We start from the raw sequence: 16787 nt of genomic DNA on the forward strand, positions 1-16787 counted from the left end.
ATCCAAATTTAGAATTCTTTATTGATAGCCATTCTTAGCTTTCTGGAATAATCTTCTTCTAACCAATCACGATAGTTCTTGGTACTTTTAGAAATACAATAGGAATATTGCTTGATTCTGGAAGATATATCAGCTTTTAATTCTTTAGCCAAAATTCTTGCATCAAATACATCTTCACTATTTTCTACACACATTTTTACATGCTGTTCTATAGACCATTCCAATACTGCTTTCGATTTAAGTCCGCGTTTAATAACATCGTCATAGGCTGCCTCTACATCAAAATCGACACTTTCAGAATTTGCAAATTGCTCGCGTAATTCTGGTGGCATTTCATATTTAAACTCACGTTCTATTTCTTCGTCGCTCAATAGATTTTCAAAATAGAAATCTGGCGAACGGAAGATTTGTCTCCAATCTATTGGTGAACTCCAGTGACCAAAACGTGCCATATTATTACCAAGATCGATAACACTAAACTCCTTTTTTCCTGGAAGCACCCTAGATCCACGACCAATCATTTGGAAATAAAGGGTTAACGATTTTGTTGCACGATTCAGGATAATAGTATCTACCGTAGGTTCATCAAAACCTGTAGTTAGAATACTTACTGAAGTTACAATCGCATCTGGTGTATGTTTAAACCACTTTAGAATTTCCTTACGATCCTGTTTGCTTGTCGTATTATCTAAATGCCGAATATTATACCCCGCTTGTTTAAAAGTATAATACACCTCTATAGAAGTATTTATACCGTTATTAAATATTAGGGTTTTCTTTCCTTTAGAGCGTTCTAGATAAGCATTTAAAAGCTTTTCCTGCATCGACATATTCGTATACAGCTCTTCGGAAGATTTTACGGTATAATCACCATTCATTCCTACTTTTAAAGCAGATAAACCTACATTATAGCTATAAATGTTAGCTCTGGCCAGGAAACCTTTTTCTATTAATGAAGATATCGAATCACCAACGATTAATTCGCGGTAATTATCCTTCATCGGTAATTTGATGTTAGAACTAAGCGGTGTTGCAGTTACACCAAGAATGAAGCATTTTTCAAAAAACTTAAATAATTTTCTAAAACTATTATAATGCGCCTCATCAATAATCACCATCCCAATATCTTCAAGATCTAATTTATCATCATGAAGACGGTTATTTAAGGTTTCTACCATAGCCACAAAACACATATAATCGTGCTGATCTGGTAGCTCTTTAACCTTACTGTTTATAATTTTATTCTTAACCCCAAAATCGGAAAGCATTTTATTAGTTTGCTTACATAGCTCGATTCTATGGGTTAGAATTAGTACCTTCTTTTCTGTTCGCTGAATGTATTCTCTTACAATTTCAGAAAAAATTACAGTTTTCCCTCCACCGGTTGGTAACTGATATAGAAGATTATAGTGCTCTGGATTTTCATCTATTACACTAAAAATCTTATCGATATCGTTTTGTTGATATCCATATAACTGCTTATCTACCTTCTTTTCGCTAATTCCTAAATCTGAAACTTCCATAAACCCTGTTTTAATCTGCAATTTTGCAAAAATAGCGCATTTTTCAGGTTTATAGAAATTATCTGAGCATAAATCAACATTTAAGACTTAATTAATTAGTTTTCAAATAAATCTGAAGATAAATATCGGTCACCACGGTCGCAAATGATGCTTACCACTACACCTTCTTCTAACGTATCACATAATTTTAGGGCTGCTGCTGTCGCTCCTCCACTACTCATCCCCGCAAAAATTCCTTCTTCTTTTGCCAAATGTTTAGTCATTTCCCGAGCTTCGTTTTCGCTAACTTCAATTACCTGATCTACCTTAGTTTCATCGAATATCTTCGGAAGATAAGCTTTTGGCCATTTTCTAATCCCAGGAATACTAGAATCGTCTGTAGGCTGCACACCTACAATTTGTATAGCTTTATTTTTCTCCTTAAGATAAGTTGAAGTTCCCATAATTGTTCCCGTAGTTCCCATACTAGAGACAAAATGCGTTACCTTATGATCGGTATCTTCCCAAACTTCGGGACCGGTAGTTTTATAATGTGCCTTCCAGTTATCATCATTACTAAACTGATTAAACATAAAATAGGCTTCGTTTGCTACCTTAGCTTCTGCATAATCTCTACTTCCTTCGATTCCTTTTTCAGCACTGGTTAAAGTTACTTTGGCGCCATAAGCTCGCATGGTTTGCACACGCTCTTTAGTAGCATTTTCAGGCATCACTAATTCAATCTTCAGCTTAAACATCGACGCTATCATGGCTAGGGCAATACCGGTATTTCCACTAGTTGCTTCAATCAGCTTTGTTTTTTCATCTATATCACCGCGATCCAAAGCGCTTTTAATCATATTATAAGCTGCACGATCTTTAACGCTTCCACCCGGGTTTTGCCCCTCTAACTTGAAAAACAGTTTAACGTTTGGATTGTTTACTAATGTTCTGGCTTCTACTAATGGTGTATTTCCTATTAGTCTGAATATCGACTTACTCATTTTGAGCTGTATTTTTAATATTAATTTGTGGTGTATGAGAAACCATAGAATTTGCGGGAACAGATTTTGTTAACCATACATTCCCACCAATTACGCTGTTCGCACCAACTACAGTATCACCGCCAAGAATAGTTGCATTGGCATAAATAGTAACATTATCTTCTATCGTAGGGTGTCTTTTTACCTTGCGAAGATTTCGATCTACATACAAGGCTCCAAGCGTAACCCCTTGATAAACCTTTACATTATCCTTAATAACCGCTGTTTCTCCTATAACTACACCTGTAGCATGATCTATAAAAAACGGAACTCCAATTTTTGCTCCGGGATTAATATCTGTACCGGTGAGATTATGGGCACATTCGGTCATTAAACGTGGTACTAACGGCAAACCAAATTTGTAAAATTCGTGACTTAATCTATAAATGGCTATAGCAAAAAAACCTGGATAAGAAAGACAAACTTCTTCTACCGAATTTGCAGCGGGATCGTTCTCTGCAATTGCCCGGGCATCAGCATTTAATTTCTGAAGAATCTCGGGTAACTTTTCAATATACTCTTTCCAAATATTTCTACACGGCGTATTTGGTTTCCAGCAAACAAGATCGGCAAGTGCCTCAAACTCTTCTTCTAAGGCTTTAAGGTTTGTTTCAACCTCGGTATCTTCATCAAACAACGTGTAAAATAAATGTTTGGTAAAAGCTTCCGTTTTTTCCTTAATCTCGAACTTAAGATTAGGTAATTTCTTATGGTTTTTTATTTCTTTGATTACTGTCTCCAGATTCATTACTTGTTTGCTATTTAAAACCAAAAATAAGGATTAAGATTACAATAGTCGAAGAATATTATAAAGCTTTCACAATAACCTATGGGATTTATTGGTTTTATGCCAAAATAAAAGTTTTTGATAATGAAATTGAATAAAATTTTACAGCGATTTATTTAAAGCACTCTTAATTATATATTTGTAAAAACGCTGCGTTTGAAGGATTTCTATAAATTTATCATCACTAATTTTAGAAAACTTAGCTTCGGCTGGATTCTTACATTTTTATCTAGTTTTGGACAAACGTTTCTTATTTCTCTTTACGTACCAGAAATTATAAAAGCCTTCTCTATTTCTGAAGGTACATTTGGCGCCATCTACGCCGGTTGTACGGTTACCGCATCAGTAATAATGTTAACTGTGGGCCACACTGTAGATCATAAACCGGCTAAAACCGTAACCGCTTTTAGTATTACCGGACTCGCCATTGCGACTATTTTGCTGGGGTTTAGTTATTATTTTATTCCGTTGATTATTGCCATAATCATATTGCGGCTATTTGGTCAGGGTTTGCTTACGCATATAAGCATGACATTAATTTCTAAAATATTTGATGAAAATCGTGGAAAAGCACTTAGTTTTTCTTCGCTAGGATTTTCTATTGGCGAAGCTATTCTCCCTATTTTAATTACAACAATTATCGCTTTTTATAACTGGCGAGTTGCGGCGATTGGCAGTGGTGTCTTGTTATTATTATACCTCGTTAAACTGAAATTCACCAATCTTAAGCATTTTGATGATAAGCTGATTTCTATAAAAGGAAATACCACAAAAAAACTGGTTAAAAATTATAAAGAAATCATCTTCGATAAAAAATTTGGAATACTAATGCCGGCGGTTTTAGCAGTAAGCTTTATCAATACCGCAGTGTTTTTTTATCAATATATTTTCGTGGAACAAAAAGAATGGTCGGCGACACTTTACGCTTCATTTTTTACGGCTTATGCCATAACCCGACTTGTATTTTCATTATTTGGTGGCGTTTGGGTGGATAAATACACCGCAAAAAAACTATTCAGATTTTATCTAATTCCACTTAATATTGGTCTTTTACCCTTTGCTTTTATGGACAGCATCATAGGCGCACTTGCATTTCTAATCTTGACGGGGATTACCACAGGAATTTCAGGAACGGTAAAAACCGCTATTATTGCTGAAGTTTATGGAACCGAAAATCTTGGCGCCATACGAAGTATTTTTACCATGTTTATGGTAATTAGTACTGCTCTTGGACCATTGATAGTTGGATTTTTAATCGATAACGATTTTTCAGTTTCTGCTATTCTTTTGATACTAAGTATTCTGTTAATGTCAGTTAATATAAATTCACAACGAATTAATAGCATTTGATTTTGCAAAGAAGATTTTAATTCATTCAATTAACTTCAGAAAAACAAATAAGCAGAAATGTTTATATTTATCGAAATCTGAAATTTAATCCCTAAACTTCATTAATTATTTTAAAATGATTATAAGAAAAAACTCGCTTTTCTTGTTTGCATGTTTTGTTTTAAACGTGATGCTTGCCCAAGAAACAGCCAAAGTTACCCCTATTTTTAAAGACGGAGAAGCCCAAATTGTTCCTGAATTTGAAGATGAATCTAAATGGATACGTCATGATCTTTGGGTAGAAACCGAATTTGATACCGATGGAGACGGTAAACCCGATCGTATGCATGTTGATGTTACCCGACCAGAGCAAACCGAAAGCCAAGGTTTAAAACTTCCAGTAATCTACGAGTCTAGTCCATATTACGCTGGAACTGCAGGTTTTGCTGAAGGTATTTTTTGGGATGTAAATCACGAACTTGGCGAAGAACCAAAAGAACGCGTACATCCTGAAGTTGAAAGACGTGGTGAGCGTCCAATTATTTCAAACTCACAAATTAAAACTTGGGTTCCAAGAGGATATATCGTAGTTCATTCTTCGTCTCCCGGAACGGGATTATCTGATGGTTCTCCAACCGTTGGAGGCGACAACGAATCTTTGGCTCCAAAAGCTGTAATCGATTGGCTTAATGGTCGCGCAAAAGGATATAAAGAACGTACCGGAAACGAAGAAGTAAAAGCCTACTGGTCTACCGGAAAAGTAGGGATGACGGGGACTTCTTATAATGGAACTATTCCACTTGCCGCTGCTACAACCGGAGTTGATGGCTTAGAAGCAATAATCCCTGTAGCGCCAAATACATCGTATTATCATTATTATCGCTCTAATGGATTGGTAAGATCTCCAGGTGGTTATCTTGGGGAAGATATCGATGTTCTTTATGATTTTATTCATAGCGGAGACGAATCTAAAAGAGCCTACAGCAATAAGACAATTCGTGATACAGAAATGCGGAATAATATCGATAGGGCTACCGGCGATTATAATGAATTTTGGGCCGGCCGTGATTATTTAAACGACATGGAACCAATGAAAGCTGCATTACTTATGTCTCACGGATTTAATGACTGGAATGTCATGCCAGAGCATAGTTACCGTATTTATAAGAAAGCGGAAGAAATGGGATTACCAACACAAATTTATTATCACCAAAACGGGCATGGTGGTCCTCCACCAATAAGTATGATGAATCGTTGGTTTACTCATTTTTTATTCGGAATTGAAAATGGAGTTGAAGACGATCCTAAGGCTTGGATTGTAAGAGAAAATGATGCCCCGAATAATCCAACACCTTATAAAGATTATCCAAATCCTGAGGCTAAGAAAATTACGATGTATCTAACTAAAGGTGCGCCGACAACGGGCGGTCTTACTCTAGAAAAACAAAGTAATCAAGGAAAAGAAACTTTAGTTGATAATTATTCTTTTAGCGGAGAAACACTAGCGCAAGCTGAATATACCAATAATCGATTGCTTTTCGTTACACCTACTTTAAAAGAAGATCTTCATCTTTCAGGAATTTCGACAATAAATATAAAATTATCTAGTAGTAAACCGGCAGCCAATCTTTCGGTTTGGATGGTTTCTTTACCGTGGACAGACGGTCGAAATTCTAAAATAACCGATAACATTATTACACGCGGTTGGGCCGATCCACAAAATCACAAATCGATTAGCGAAAGTGAACCTCTAAAACCAGGTAAATTCTACAAGCTGAAGTTCGATTTAATTCCAGACGATCAAATTATTCCAAAAGGACAGCAAATAGGTTTAATGATTTTTTCTAGCGACAAGAATTTTACGTTACATCCAGAACCAGGCACCGAGCTTACAATAGATTTAGACGAAACCTCGATTAGTATCCCTGTCGTTGGCGGTGAAGAAGCAATTAAAAAGGCTATAAAATAACAATCAATATTATATAAAATCGGCTAGTATTTTCTGGCCGATTTTTTTTTGCTTTAAAATGAATAAACTATTGGATAAGACTACAATCTCAGTAATAACTATTCATTTTTAAATATTTTTATAACTTCTATTTTATCTTCAAGAGTTATGTGATCTATTTTTAATTATCTTTCCTGTAAATCTAATTTTGGATCGATAATCTGCTCTTAATTATGAGAAAAATAATTTTACTTTTAATTGTCTTAACCACCTCCACATTTAACGCACAAACCATCAATGAAAAAGAAATCGCTACTGAAGTTAGCGAAGTCACTGTATTTCTTGATGGCGCCCAGATTACCAGAAAAAAGAATGTTTCTGTAAATAGTGGAATTACAGTTTTAAAATTTACCGATCTATCTCCGTTTATCGATGGAAAAAGTCTTCAGGTAAAAGCCGAAGGAAACATAACAGTTCTCGCGGTAAATCATCAACAAGATTATTTAAATGAATTGGAAAAATCTTCAGAATTAAAAACTCTAGAAGCTGAACTCGATAAAATCGTTCAAAAAATAGAAGTTGAAAGAACATATTTAACTGTAATCCAGGAAGAAATTGCCTTTCTAAAGGAAAACAAAAATGTTGTTGGTAAAAATGAACAGGTAAATGTTGCCAATCTACAACAAACGGCAGATTTCTACGGAAAAAAGCTAACTGAGTTGATGCTAAATGAGCTCAATAGAAAAAGAACTATTGAAGAACTTACGGTTGAAAGAACAAAAGTTGAAAGACAGATTACGAGCATTAATAGCAAAAAAGATTATCCTAATGGCGAAATATTAGTAAAAATCGATGCAAAACAAAGCACTTCTTTTCCTGTCGAATTAAACTATATTGTAGGGAATGCAGGATGGTTTCCTTCTTACGACATTAGAGCTTTAAATATTAATAACCCAATTACTCTTGCCTATAAAGCAAACGTAAAACAAGACACCAAAATCGATTGGAATAACGTAAAATTAAAATTTTCTTCGGCTAATCCATCCAATTCAGGCATGGCTCCTAAGTTACAAACCTATTATTTAGATTACAATACCTTACCTCCCTCCTATAATCTTACTAACAATACAGTAGAAGGTAAAGTTGTTGATCCGCAAGGTGAAGCGCTACCAGGAGTAAACGTCGTAATTGCAGGAACTACGATTGGTACTGTTACAGATTTTGATGGTCACTATTCAATCACAATCCCAGACCAGGAAAGTAATTTGGAGTTCTCTTTTATCGGCTTTAAAAATCAGGTTCGACGAGCTAATCGAAACAAAATTGATGTTGTTTTACAAGAAGATACTAATGCTTTAGAGGAAGTTGTTGTTGTGGGTTATGGCGGAAAAAATAAGAGCACTGCAGAAGCACTTGTCGGAAGAGCCAATGGTGTTTCTATAGGTTCAAAAAGTAAAAAGAAAAGTTTACCCGTACCAAGCGTTCAGACAGAAAATCAAACCACTGTAGATTTTGAAATTGAAACACCATATACCATCAAATCTGATAATAAAAACTATGTGGTAGAAATGACGGCTTACGAATTACCGGCACAATATCAATATTACGCAGTTCCGAAGATAAAAAAAGAAGCTTTTCTAATCGCCAATATTACAGATTGGGAAAAATATAATCTTCTAGAAGGAGAAGCTAATATCTTTTTTGAAGGCACTTATATTGGTAAATCACTAATGGATGTACGATATATAACCGATACTCTAGAAGTTTCTTTGGGAACGGATAAAAAAGTATCTGTTAATCGTGAAAAATTAAATGATTTTACTGAAAAGCAGTTTATAGGTAACAAGCGAGAAAAGATCAAAGAATGGGAAATTACAGTAAAAAACAATAAGAACGAAGCTATCAATATGATTGTGCTGGATCAAATTCCTGTTTCTACTACTGAAGATATTTCAGTTGAAATCGAGCAATTATCAAATGCTAAATTGAACAAAGAAAATGGCGAAATTAAATGGGAATTTAATCTCGATCCATCCCGAGAAATAAAATTCAATCTGGAATATTCTGTAAAGTACTCTAAAAACAGAAATTTAATTTTGGAATAAGATCTTAAATGTTGTTGGTTTTAGTAAACTATCAGTTTTTAGATTAATAAAAATAACTACACCAAAATAGAAAACATAAGTTATAAACTAATTAAGAATAAGCCATTTGTAATAAAGATTACATAAAGTTGACGGTTAGTTGTCGTGAAAATGACCAGCGGTTTCGTGAATTTGACTGGTAAATTTGTATTCATGATCGAGTTAATTTTTAATCAATCAAAATCGAGCATTATGGAAAATCAAAATTTATCAAGCCGTATTAAAAACTTCAGAATCCAAAAAGGTTTTTCTCAGGAAGCACTCGCTGAACATTCGGGATTAAGTGTTCGTACGATCCAGCGTATGGAAAATAATGATAGTATGCCAAATGCAGATTCTCTTAAAAAAGTGGCTGAGGCTTTAAAAATTCCTATTGAAAAACTTTCTAAAAACACGAAGTCACTTAGCGATTTACAATACCTTAAAGCTTTAAATCTTTCGGCGCTATCTTCACTGATTTTTGTCTTTTGGTTCGGCACTACATTTCCCGTCTTTTTAATTTTAAGTTGTTTTATACCCGCTATCATGTGGGTTTGGAAGAAAGACCAGATTGAAGGAATAGATGCGCTTTCTAAAAAAATTATTAATATTCAGCTTACCTGGACTATTTTTGCATTTTTAGCTAATTTCTTTATTAATGATATTCTATTCAAATTCTTACTACCTCCCCTAATGCAATTTTTGAAGTTTGATTCCTATGATTCAAGCCTAGATATCAATAATAATTATATTTGGGGAGGAATTATTTTATTAAACGTATTTCTAATATTAATCAATACATTTAAAGTTCACTCTAAAGAAAAATTAAGATCTTTTTTAAAAATAAACTTTATTAAATAACCAAAATAGAAAAAGGGAATGCAGTTGCATTCCCTTTTTTTCAACTAAATTAAAACAGTAAACTAATTTTCTGTAGATAATGTATCTACTTCAACATCGATCGAAATACCAGATTTTACCGTTGTAGAATCCTTCGAAACTTTTATTTTATCTGAATGTCCTCCCATCATTCCGGCGATTCCTTTTAATCCATCGACATTGATATCTTCAGAATCCAAAGATTTTATGAGCTCCATGATTTTTTGGGGATTCATATTATTACCTAAGATTCTTGCAACTCCCATTCCACGTCCATTATCATAACCAAATGCTACGATTTCGTCTATCGCGTCGTCTTTTCCTGTAAAATAAAGTGCCCCTTTTCTTTCATTGCTTCCGTACTTCATAAGCAATTGATATTCATCATTGCTAAAAATTTCTTCTAATTCAGCTTTTTCAGCAACAAACGTATCATTTTCGTCATTTAAAGGATAAGCCAGAACATTTATTTTTCGCACACTTTCCAAAGTTTCGCGCTGTTCCGAGTCCAAATTATCCATATTGGCAAACAAGCTGGTTGGGATATCAATAGCGATAAACTTGCTATCTTCTTGATTTTCTACGTAATATTGCTGTAGTGTCTTTTCGTTATTGCAGGCTAACATTAAAAGAGATATTGCCGCAAAACTGATGGTTTTGATGATTTTCATAATTTTTAATTTTAGTTCTTAGATTTTGCGTTTTTTAATTGATCTGCCCCGGGAACATTAAGATCTGAAGTTAATTTAGAAAGCTGTGTTAGATCGATTTGACCGGTAATCCTTAAGATTACTGAAATTGGCTTACCCTCGTCATCACCATCCATAAACATTAAAAGTTCTTTTACAATATCATCATTCTTTCCGTCTGATTTTGAGTAAAATTTAATGTTTTTACCAGAATCTTTAATTCGCATAAGTTCGTCCAAAGAGCCTTTAGTTAAATACGAGTCGAAATCTTTAGACATCTGGCTTCTTATAGAAGATGAGTTGGTTTTGTATAATCTTATCTCACTAAGATTCTCGATCATTTCCATGTATTTTTTAGCTTCGGGATCGCCCTCGCTAAGATCTACTTTAGATAACATTTTAAACATCTTACTGGTCATAACCATCGCATCGACATCTTTCATGTTTTCATACTTCGCAAAATCCTGTGATTGTGCTAAAAACGGAGCCATAAAAAGGGCTATAATTGCTATTATTCGTTTCATTTTCTGTTCGTTATTTGTTATTGATTATTTTTTCTGTAGGGTTACTAAACTCCTTTAAATACTTTAAATCTTGTTTACCCTCATTCATTAAATTTGAAATCATTTGCAGCGTTTGTTTGGTTTTCCTGTAGGTTATTTCTTCCTGAGATAATTGGCCCATATTTTCTGAATTCAATTCAGAATCCTTATTCTGAAAGAAAAATATACTGAAGATAAGTGCAATCATCGCCGCAGCATACATCCATGATTGTGGCCTTAGTTTCGTCTTCCGTTTCTCCGGTTTTAATTGGAGTATTTCACCTGAAGTTTCCTTCCTGTTAAAAGCTGAAAAACTAAACATTATTTTGTAAGGCCGGTGCCGCGCATCTACTGCTTCACTATCAAAATAATCCTGAAGTTCTTTTTCTTCTGCCAAGCTCGTTTCTGCTGCATCATACTTTTTTAGAAGCATGTCTATTCTATCCAATTCCATAGCTGTGTTGTTTTATAAGGCTTTCTTTTATTTTTTTTCTTGCGCGTGAAAGTGCGACTCTCACAGCGGTGTTTTTCATTTTCATTATTTTACAAATCTCCTCAAACTCATATTGCTCAACATCTCTTAGTTGAAAAATCACTTGCTGTTGTTCAGGTAAACTTTTTAAAATTTCGTTTATCCATTGCATTTCATCTTTCAGTTCTAATTGCCGTTGGCCAGAGATTTCGTTATTATCATAATTAGTGTGTACTATCCTAAGATTATTGTTTTGCTTAAGCTTTAATTGATCATAACAATAATTCTTGGTAACCGTCATTGCAAACGCCTCTATGTTGGCATAATCATTTATTTTATCCTGCTGGTTCCAAAGTTTAATAATTACATCCTGAGTAGCATCCTGTGCCGCTTCTTTAGATGTAAGCAATCTTAGCGCCAAACGATAAATCTTATCCTTAAAAGGGTTGATAATATTTAAAAATGTTCGTTCTTTCATGAATTGATGGTTGGTTTTAACTACCCTTTCATACTTACGACGGACAACTATTTATTTTGTTACAAAAAAAATTCATTTACTTTAATTTAAAGTATTTTAGTACTTTACCTACTTAAAAAATTTTATATGAAAAAAAGAAGCTTACTTATATCATCATTACTTTGTAGTATTTTATTTATCTCTTGTGCTGATGATATGGACGATGAAATTAGAGATCCACAATATCTGGAAATCGCAGATTTCATTTATCGTGGTATGAATGAGATTTACCTTTACAAGCCCGGTATTCCTCAATTGGCTGATGATTATTTTACCAATAATAAAAATTATGAGGATTATCTAAAAAGTATGAAAAGTCCTGAAGAACTATTTGACAGCCTAACAGTTCCTTTAGACAGATTTAGTTTTCTTACTGATGATTATATTGAGCTAGAAAATAGTTTTAGCGGTATTTCTAAGACTACTGGTGTAGATTATAGGCTATATCTTTTAAATTCTAACGATCTGGTTGGAATTGTACGATATATTGTGCCGGGTAGTAATGCTGAAGATATGGGAATAGACAGAGGAGATTTATTTATGCAGATAAATGGAGAACCTTTAAACCTAAGTAACTATCAATCGCTTCTGGCAAGTCCTTCTGTAACATTTTCTTTAGCGAAGATTAATGGCAATACTATTGAGGAGACAGGAGAAGAAGTGACCATAGCTGCTTCTCAAATAACAGAAAATCCTATTCTACTGCAAAAGGTTATAGAAACAGACGGTAAAAAAATTGGCTATTTAATGTACAATAGTTTTGTTGCCGATTTTGATGATGAGCTTAATGATGCTTTCGCTTATTTTAAATCGGAGAATATTGATGATTTAGTTTTAGATTTAAGATACAACGGCGGTGGCCGCGTTAGCTCGGCGACCCGTTTAGCAAGTATGATAACAGGCTCTAATACCGGTAAAATTTTTGCAAAGCAACAATGGAACGACAGTTATCAAAATTACTTTTTAGCTACTAATCCAGATCGTCTGTTTGATTATTTTACAGATAAAATCGACAATAATATACCTATCAATAAATTGAATTTAGGTAATCTATATGTTATAGGAACTTCTAGCACAGCTTCTGCTAGCGAATTAGTAATTAATGGATTAAAACCATACATAAATGTTGTAACTATAGGCACTAGAACTACAGGGAAGTCGCAAGCTTCGGTAACTTTGTATGATTCAGAAGATTTTTCAAGACAAAATGCAAGTCCTAATCACACCTATGCCATACAACCTTTAGTTTACGAATCTGTAAATGCAAATGATATTGTGGTTCCATACACTGGTATAGATCCAGATGTAGAAATTGCTGAAGAACTAGATAATTTTGGCATTCTTGGCGATCCATCTGAGCCACTTTTAGCCGCAGCCATTGCCAAGATTACTGGAAATTCACAAGCGCAATCTTTTGCAGCTAAAAAAATGCAGATAAATTATCAGGAATTTAAAGAACGTGGTGCTTCAAAACCTGATTATAAAAGAATGTATATCGATAAAGTTCCGCGTATAAGGAGCAACAATTGATTAGCTGATAGATTTCCCTCTTATAATAATAAAAGCCCCGGATATCCGGGGCTTTTTCATAGGTGATAGTATCTTATCAGCTTTCGCTAATTATAGATACTATTTTAAAACGAAAACTTTTTATTATAATTCTATATAGATTATTAAAGTTTTCTCAATATTTGGTACAAAAAAGGTTAATCGTTAAAATAGAAGCTATTAGGTATTAAGCCAACATTAAATTCATGCATCATATCTCCGGATAAAGAATATACTCTTACTGCACCTCCTGAAACATAATCTTTAGCATCTCCAGTCCAGATCATATCATCTTCAACATCAAATGCGTATAGAGTTGTTACTCCATCTAAACTAAACAAACTAGTCTCAGGCAAATCGATTGCATCCTTTGCCATCGAATAAACGGCCCCGACCGCTGTAAAATAAATCGTATCATCTTCAATCACTAGATTTTGAGCACTTGTAATTTCTTCTGGGAAATCTATAGTTCTTATTTCTTCATTAGTATTCAAATCAAATACCTGAAGTTCAGTTTTTGATAAAGCATAAAGATGATCATCTTCAATTTCAAAAGAATTTAAACCGGCATTAGTAGTAAATGTATTGCTTATAGAATTAGTGGCCGGATCAAAAACATGAATTGAATTTCCATTACCAAAAGAAGATCCCTGTACGTAAATAAGTCCATTTTCTTCCTCAATCCCATCAAGATAAGTTCCTGCTACAATTGTTTCTTCTACTTCTAATGTCTCCAGATCGATTACCGCAATAAAGTCATCCTCACCGGTATTAAAATCTGCAAGGTTAGAAACATAGGCTTTTCCGTTATATACCGCTCCGTAATAAGGAACATTTAAACCGCTATCCACCACACCTTTATATTCAAAAGTCTCGCGATTAACTACAGTAATTATATTAGAAGCATTAGAGATAATATAGGCTAAATCTCCATCAAAAAAAATAGACTGTAAATAACCACCTAGTTCCAAATCAGGATTTACTGTTTTAAAAATATTATTTTCAACAGTGGATAAATCTTCATTTAAGAACGAAACAGATCCAGCAGCCATGTTCCCTTCGTTTAAAACAATTACACCATCTTCATAAGGGAGAGTTTCTGGTTCTTCAGGTTCTTCCACAGGTTCTTCAGGTTCTTCCACAGGCTCTTCAGGTTCTTCCACAGGCTCTTCATTATCATTACCGCTACCGACAATAAAATCATCATCACTGCTACACGAGCTAAAAAATAAAGAACCAGCAATGGCTCCAAAGACTAAAATTTTTTTCATTTTCATTGGTTGACTATTAAAATTTAAAATTTAGATACATATTAAAATTAACTCCCGGCATCCACCGGTTTTCTACATTTTGATATTCCTTATTAAATAGGTTGTTTACTTTTCCGCCTAACTGCCAATGCTGCCTTTTATCAATCGCGTAAGAAAGTCCGAGATTGGTTAAAAAATAACCATCGAGTTCATCACTATGATCGGTTCTGGTAAAAACTTTTCCGTTATGTAAAAACTGAATAGAGGGCGTAAAACGATGAATTTGGTAGGTTATGTTTCCATTTATTTTATGAAAGGGAACATAAATCAACTGGCGGTTGTTTTCAGCATTTTCTGAAACATTATAAGCATAATTGAAATTGACCTCTACGATTTGATTTCTCGAGAATTTCTTTCTCCAATTAATGTATGATTCAACTCCGTAAATCTCTACTTTATCTTCGTTCATCGGTCGCCAAACTCCATCTGCTCCCGGCAACCAACGAATCATATTTTCTACTTGATTGTAAAATAAAGTAAGCCCTAACTCAAAATTTTTGATACTGAAAACATTCCCTATTTCTGCCTGATTTGAGGTTTCTGGATTTAAATCTGGATTTCCAGCAGATGCCCAATACAAGTCGTTATAGGTTGGAATTCTAAAATTTCGGGATCCATTAAATTTTAAGGTATAAAAATCACTAAATCTATAATCGGCTCCAAAAGAAAATAAAAGCGGACTATCATAATTTTCCGTTGCTTCTTTTCGCAAGCCAATTTCGTACTTCAGTTTTTTAGTAAGACTATGCTTCATTAAAACTGCTGCTGAAAAAATATTACGTTTATTTTCTGCAATGCTACTGCCCTCGCCTTCAGTATAGGTATTCTGGATCACTGTATTAAACAGAATATTTTTTGAAGCTTCATAGGCTAGATCATATTTTGCAATATAACTTTGTGCATTTCCGAAGGTAAAATTATCACTATTGATATTTCCGTAATATTGATATTTTTCCTCTATAAATGCTAACCTAGTAATCTGAGTAAAATTCGAAAATTCACTATTCCATTCTAACAGATTTCGATAAGAACGATCGATGTATTTAGTACGGTTTTCTGAAGGTCGAATAAGCGAAAAATGACGTTCACCGTCGTAAACTTCACTAATAAGTTTCAATGTATTTTTTGAATTGAAGTGATATCCCAGCGTGACATTGGCTGAAGTATTATAAAATTCTCCATTTAGATTCTTACCGCGATCATTGGGATAATCATAGTCATTATCACTACTATTTCTGGAAACCGCAAGATTAAGACTCCATTTTCGATTGGATACTTTAAAAGTATAACGAGTATCTAATGTATTAAAACTACCGTAACGCAGTAAAAGATGATGTTCCTGTTGTTTTTTGAAGGATAAACTATTGTTTAAATGTACACTTCCGCCAATCGCGCCCGTACCGTAAACAACGCTACCACCGCCACCACGTACCGATATTTGATCGTAAGCACCACTATTTACTGTATTAAAGTCTAATTGACCATTAAACTGAGAATTAATATTAATCCCATTCCAGATCACCGCGGTTTGTGAAGCTGAAGTTCCTCTAAACGATGGTGATGAAACCATCCCGAGACCGTTTTCTTTAAAATAAATTGGAGTGTTAAAGCTTAAAACCTCGGTAAGTAATGGATTATTTCTTGTAAGAAGCGAATCTGATAATGATGTAATATGCTGCCCCGTCGAAAATTTTTCGAGTTTATCGTCACTTAACAAAACTGTATCTAAAACCGTAATATTATCGGTTTGAGAAAAAATTTTAGACGTAAAAAGCCCTAAGGCTACAATTAAAAAAAGTAGTTTATTCTCCATACACCAGCGACTTTTATCCCGAAAGTCAATCCGTTTTTTATTATGCTCTGGCAGGTCTCCTGGCTAGCGTCTTGTAAATTACCTTCCCATCTTAAAAGACAGTGGTTTTGAAGTTTATTACAAGCATTCCTAAAAGGAACAAAGCTTACAGTTGCGGGAACAGCTCAGGTTTTAACTAAAAATCTGCGTTTTAAAAAACTATTTTAGCTTTTCCTGATTCCCTTTTAATCGGCAATGCCGAACCAAAATTTCGGTGCGAATTTAATCATTTCCTGTTCTAAAGCA

Annotated in this window: 14 protein-coding genes and 1 riboswitch; of the genes, 5 read left to right on the top strand and 9 right to left on the bottom strand. The window is 34.1% G+C overall.

Annotation, left to right across the window (positions count from 1 at the left end; genetic code table 11):
• Positions 1 to 8 precede the first annotated feature (8 nt).
• From PBT89_RS09335 to epsC, 3 genes are all read right to left on the bottom strand, one after another.
• Entirely contained in the window at positions 9 to 1523 is a 1515-nt protein-coding gene (locus PBT89_RS09335; RefSeq protein WP_270061242.1) for a DEAD/DEAH box helicase, read from the bottom strand.
• 95 nt (positions 1524 to 1618) lie between these two features.
• Positions 1619 to 2506: a cysteine synthase CysM gene (cysM, locus tag PBT89_RS09340; protein ID WP_270061658.1), complete on the bottom strand. Its 888-nt coding sequence runs from the start codon at positions 2504 to 2506 to the stop codon at positions 1619 to 1621.
• Positions 2499 to 3293, bottom strand: coding sequence for a serine O-acetyltransferase EpsC (gene epsC / locus PBT89_RS09345; RefSeq protein ID WP_270061659.1), 795 nt, complete (start codon positions 3291 to 3293; stop codon positions 2499 to 2501). Before epsC ends, cysM begins: the two co-directional genes overlap by 8 nt.
• 195 nt (positions 3294 to 3488) lie before the next feature.
• Between epsC and PBT89_RS09350 the strand changes: the two genes are divergently transcribed.
• The 4 genes from PBT89_RS09350 to PBT89_RS09365 all read left to right on the top strand — a co-directional run bounded on the left by PBT89_RS09350 (position 3489) and on the right by PBT89_RS09365 (position 9593).
• Entirely contained in the window at positions 3489 to 4682 is a 1194-nt protein-coding gene (locus PBT89_RS09350; protein WP_270061660.1) for an MFS transporter, read from the top strand.
• 169 nt (positions 4683 to 4851) lie between these two features.
• Positions 4852 to 6630 carry a Xaa-Pro dipeptidyl-peptidase gene (locus tag PBT89_RS09355; RefSeq protein WP_443089616.1) on the top strand — a complete coding sequence of 593 codons (1779 nt, stop codon included), beginning with the start codon at positions 4852 to 4854 and terminating at the stop codon, positions 6628 to 6630.
• Positions 6631 to 6842: 212 nt separating this feature from the next.
• Entirely contained in the window at positions 6843 to 8714 is a 1872-nt protein-coding gene (locus PBT89_RS09360; RefSeq protein WP_270061662.1) for a mucoidy inhibitor MuiA family protein, read from the top strand.
• A 231-nt stretch (positions 8715 to 8945) separates the two neighbouring features.
• Positions 8946 to 9593 (top strand): helix-turn-helix domain-containing protein, encoded by a 648-nt coding sequence (locus tag PBT89_RS09365; protein WP_270061663.1) that lies wholly within the window; start codon positions 8946 to 8948, stop codon positions 9591 to 9593.
• A gap of 62 nt (positions 9594 to 9655) precedes the next feature.
• On the opposite strand, the gene PBT89_RS09370 is transcribed toward PBT89_RS09365, so the two are convergent.
• Genes PBT89_RS09370 through PBT89_RS09385 form a run of 4 tightly spaced genes read right to left on the bottom strand, consistent with a single transcriptional unit; the run spans position 9656 to position 11792 of the window.
• On the bottom strand, positions 9656 to 10282 hold the full coding sequence (locus tag PBT89_RS09370; RefSeq protein WP_270061664.1) for a DUF4252 domain-containing protein: 627 nt from the start codon (positions 10280 to 10282) through the stop codon (positions 9656 to 9658).
• Between the two features lie 11 nt (positions 10283 to 10293).
• Positions 10294 to 10824 carry a DUF4252 domain-containing protein gene (locus tag PBT89_RS09375; protein WP_270061665.1) on the bottom strand — a complete coding sequence of 177 codons (531 nt, stop codon included), beginning with the start codon at positions 10822 to 10824 and terminating at the stop codon, positions 10294 to 10296.
• Positions 10825 to 10834: 10 nt separating this feature from the next.
• The gene (locus PBT89_RS09380) at positions 10835 to 11296 is read right to left on the bottom strand and encodes a hypothetical protein (RefSeq protein WP_270061666.1); all 462 of its coding nucleotides are present in this window, start codon (positions 11294 to 11296) and stop codon (positions 10835 to 10837) included.
• Positions 11283 to 11792, bottom strand: coding sequence for an RNA polymerase sigma factor (locus PBT89_RS09385; protein WP_270061667.1), 510 nt, complete (start codon positions 11790 to 11792; stop codon positions 11283 to 11285). The genes PBT89_RS09380 and PBT89_RS09385 overlap by 14 nt, the downstream gene beginning before the upstream one ends.
• 126 nt (positions 11793 to 11918) lie before the next feature.
• On the opposite strand from PBT89_RS09385, the gene PBT89_RS09390 reads away from it, so the two are divergent.
• On the top strand, positions 11919 to 13361 hold the full coding sequence (locus PBT89_RS09390; protein ID WP_270061668.1) for a S41 family peptidase: 1443 nt from the start codon (positions 11919 to 11921) through the stop codon (positions 13359 to 13361).
• Positions 13362 to 13537: 176 nt separating this feature from the next.
• Here PBT89_RS09390 and PBT89_RS09395 read toward each other — a convergent pair whose 3' ends face one another.
• Both PBT89_RS09395 and PBT89_RS09400 read right to left on the bottom strand, forming a co-directional pair.
• Positions 13538 to 14650, bottom strand: coding sequence for a YncE family protein (locus PBT89_RS09395; protein ID WP_270061669.1), 1113 nt, complete (start codon positions 14648 to 14650; stop codon positions 13538 to 13540).
• 16 nt (positions 14651 to 14666) lie between these two features.
• Positions 14667 to 16502 (bottom strand): TonB-dependent receptor plug domain-containing protein, encoded by a 1836-nt coding sequence (locus PBT89_RS09400; RefSeq protein ID WP_270061670.1) that lies wholly within the window; start codon positions 16500 to 16502, stop codon positions 14667 to 14669.
• 32 nt (positions 16503 to 16534) lie between these two features.
• Positions 16535 to 16764, bottom strand: a riboswitch (cobalamin riboswitch).
• Positions 16765 to 16787 lie beyond the last annotated feature (23 nt).

Origin of the sequence: Zunongwangia sp. HRR-M8, from assembly GCF_027594405.1 — a bacterium.
Lineage (GTDB): Bacteria > Bacteroidota > Bacteroidia > Flavobacteriales > Flavobacteriaceae > Zunongwangia.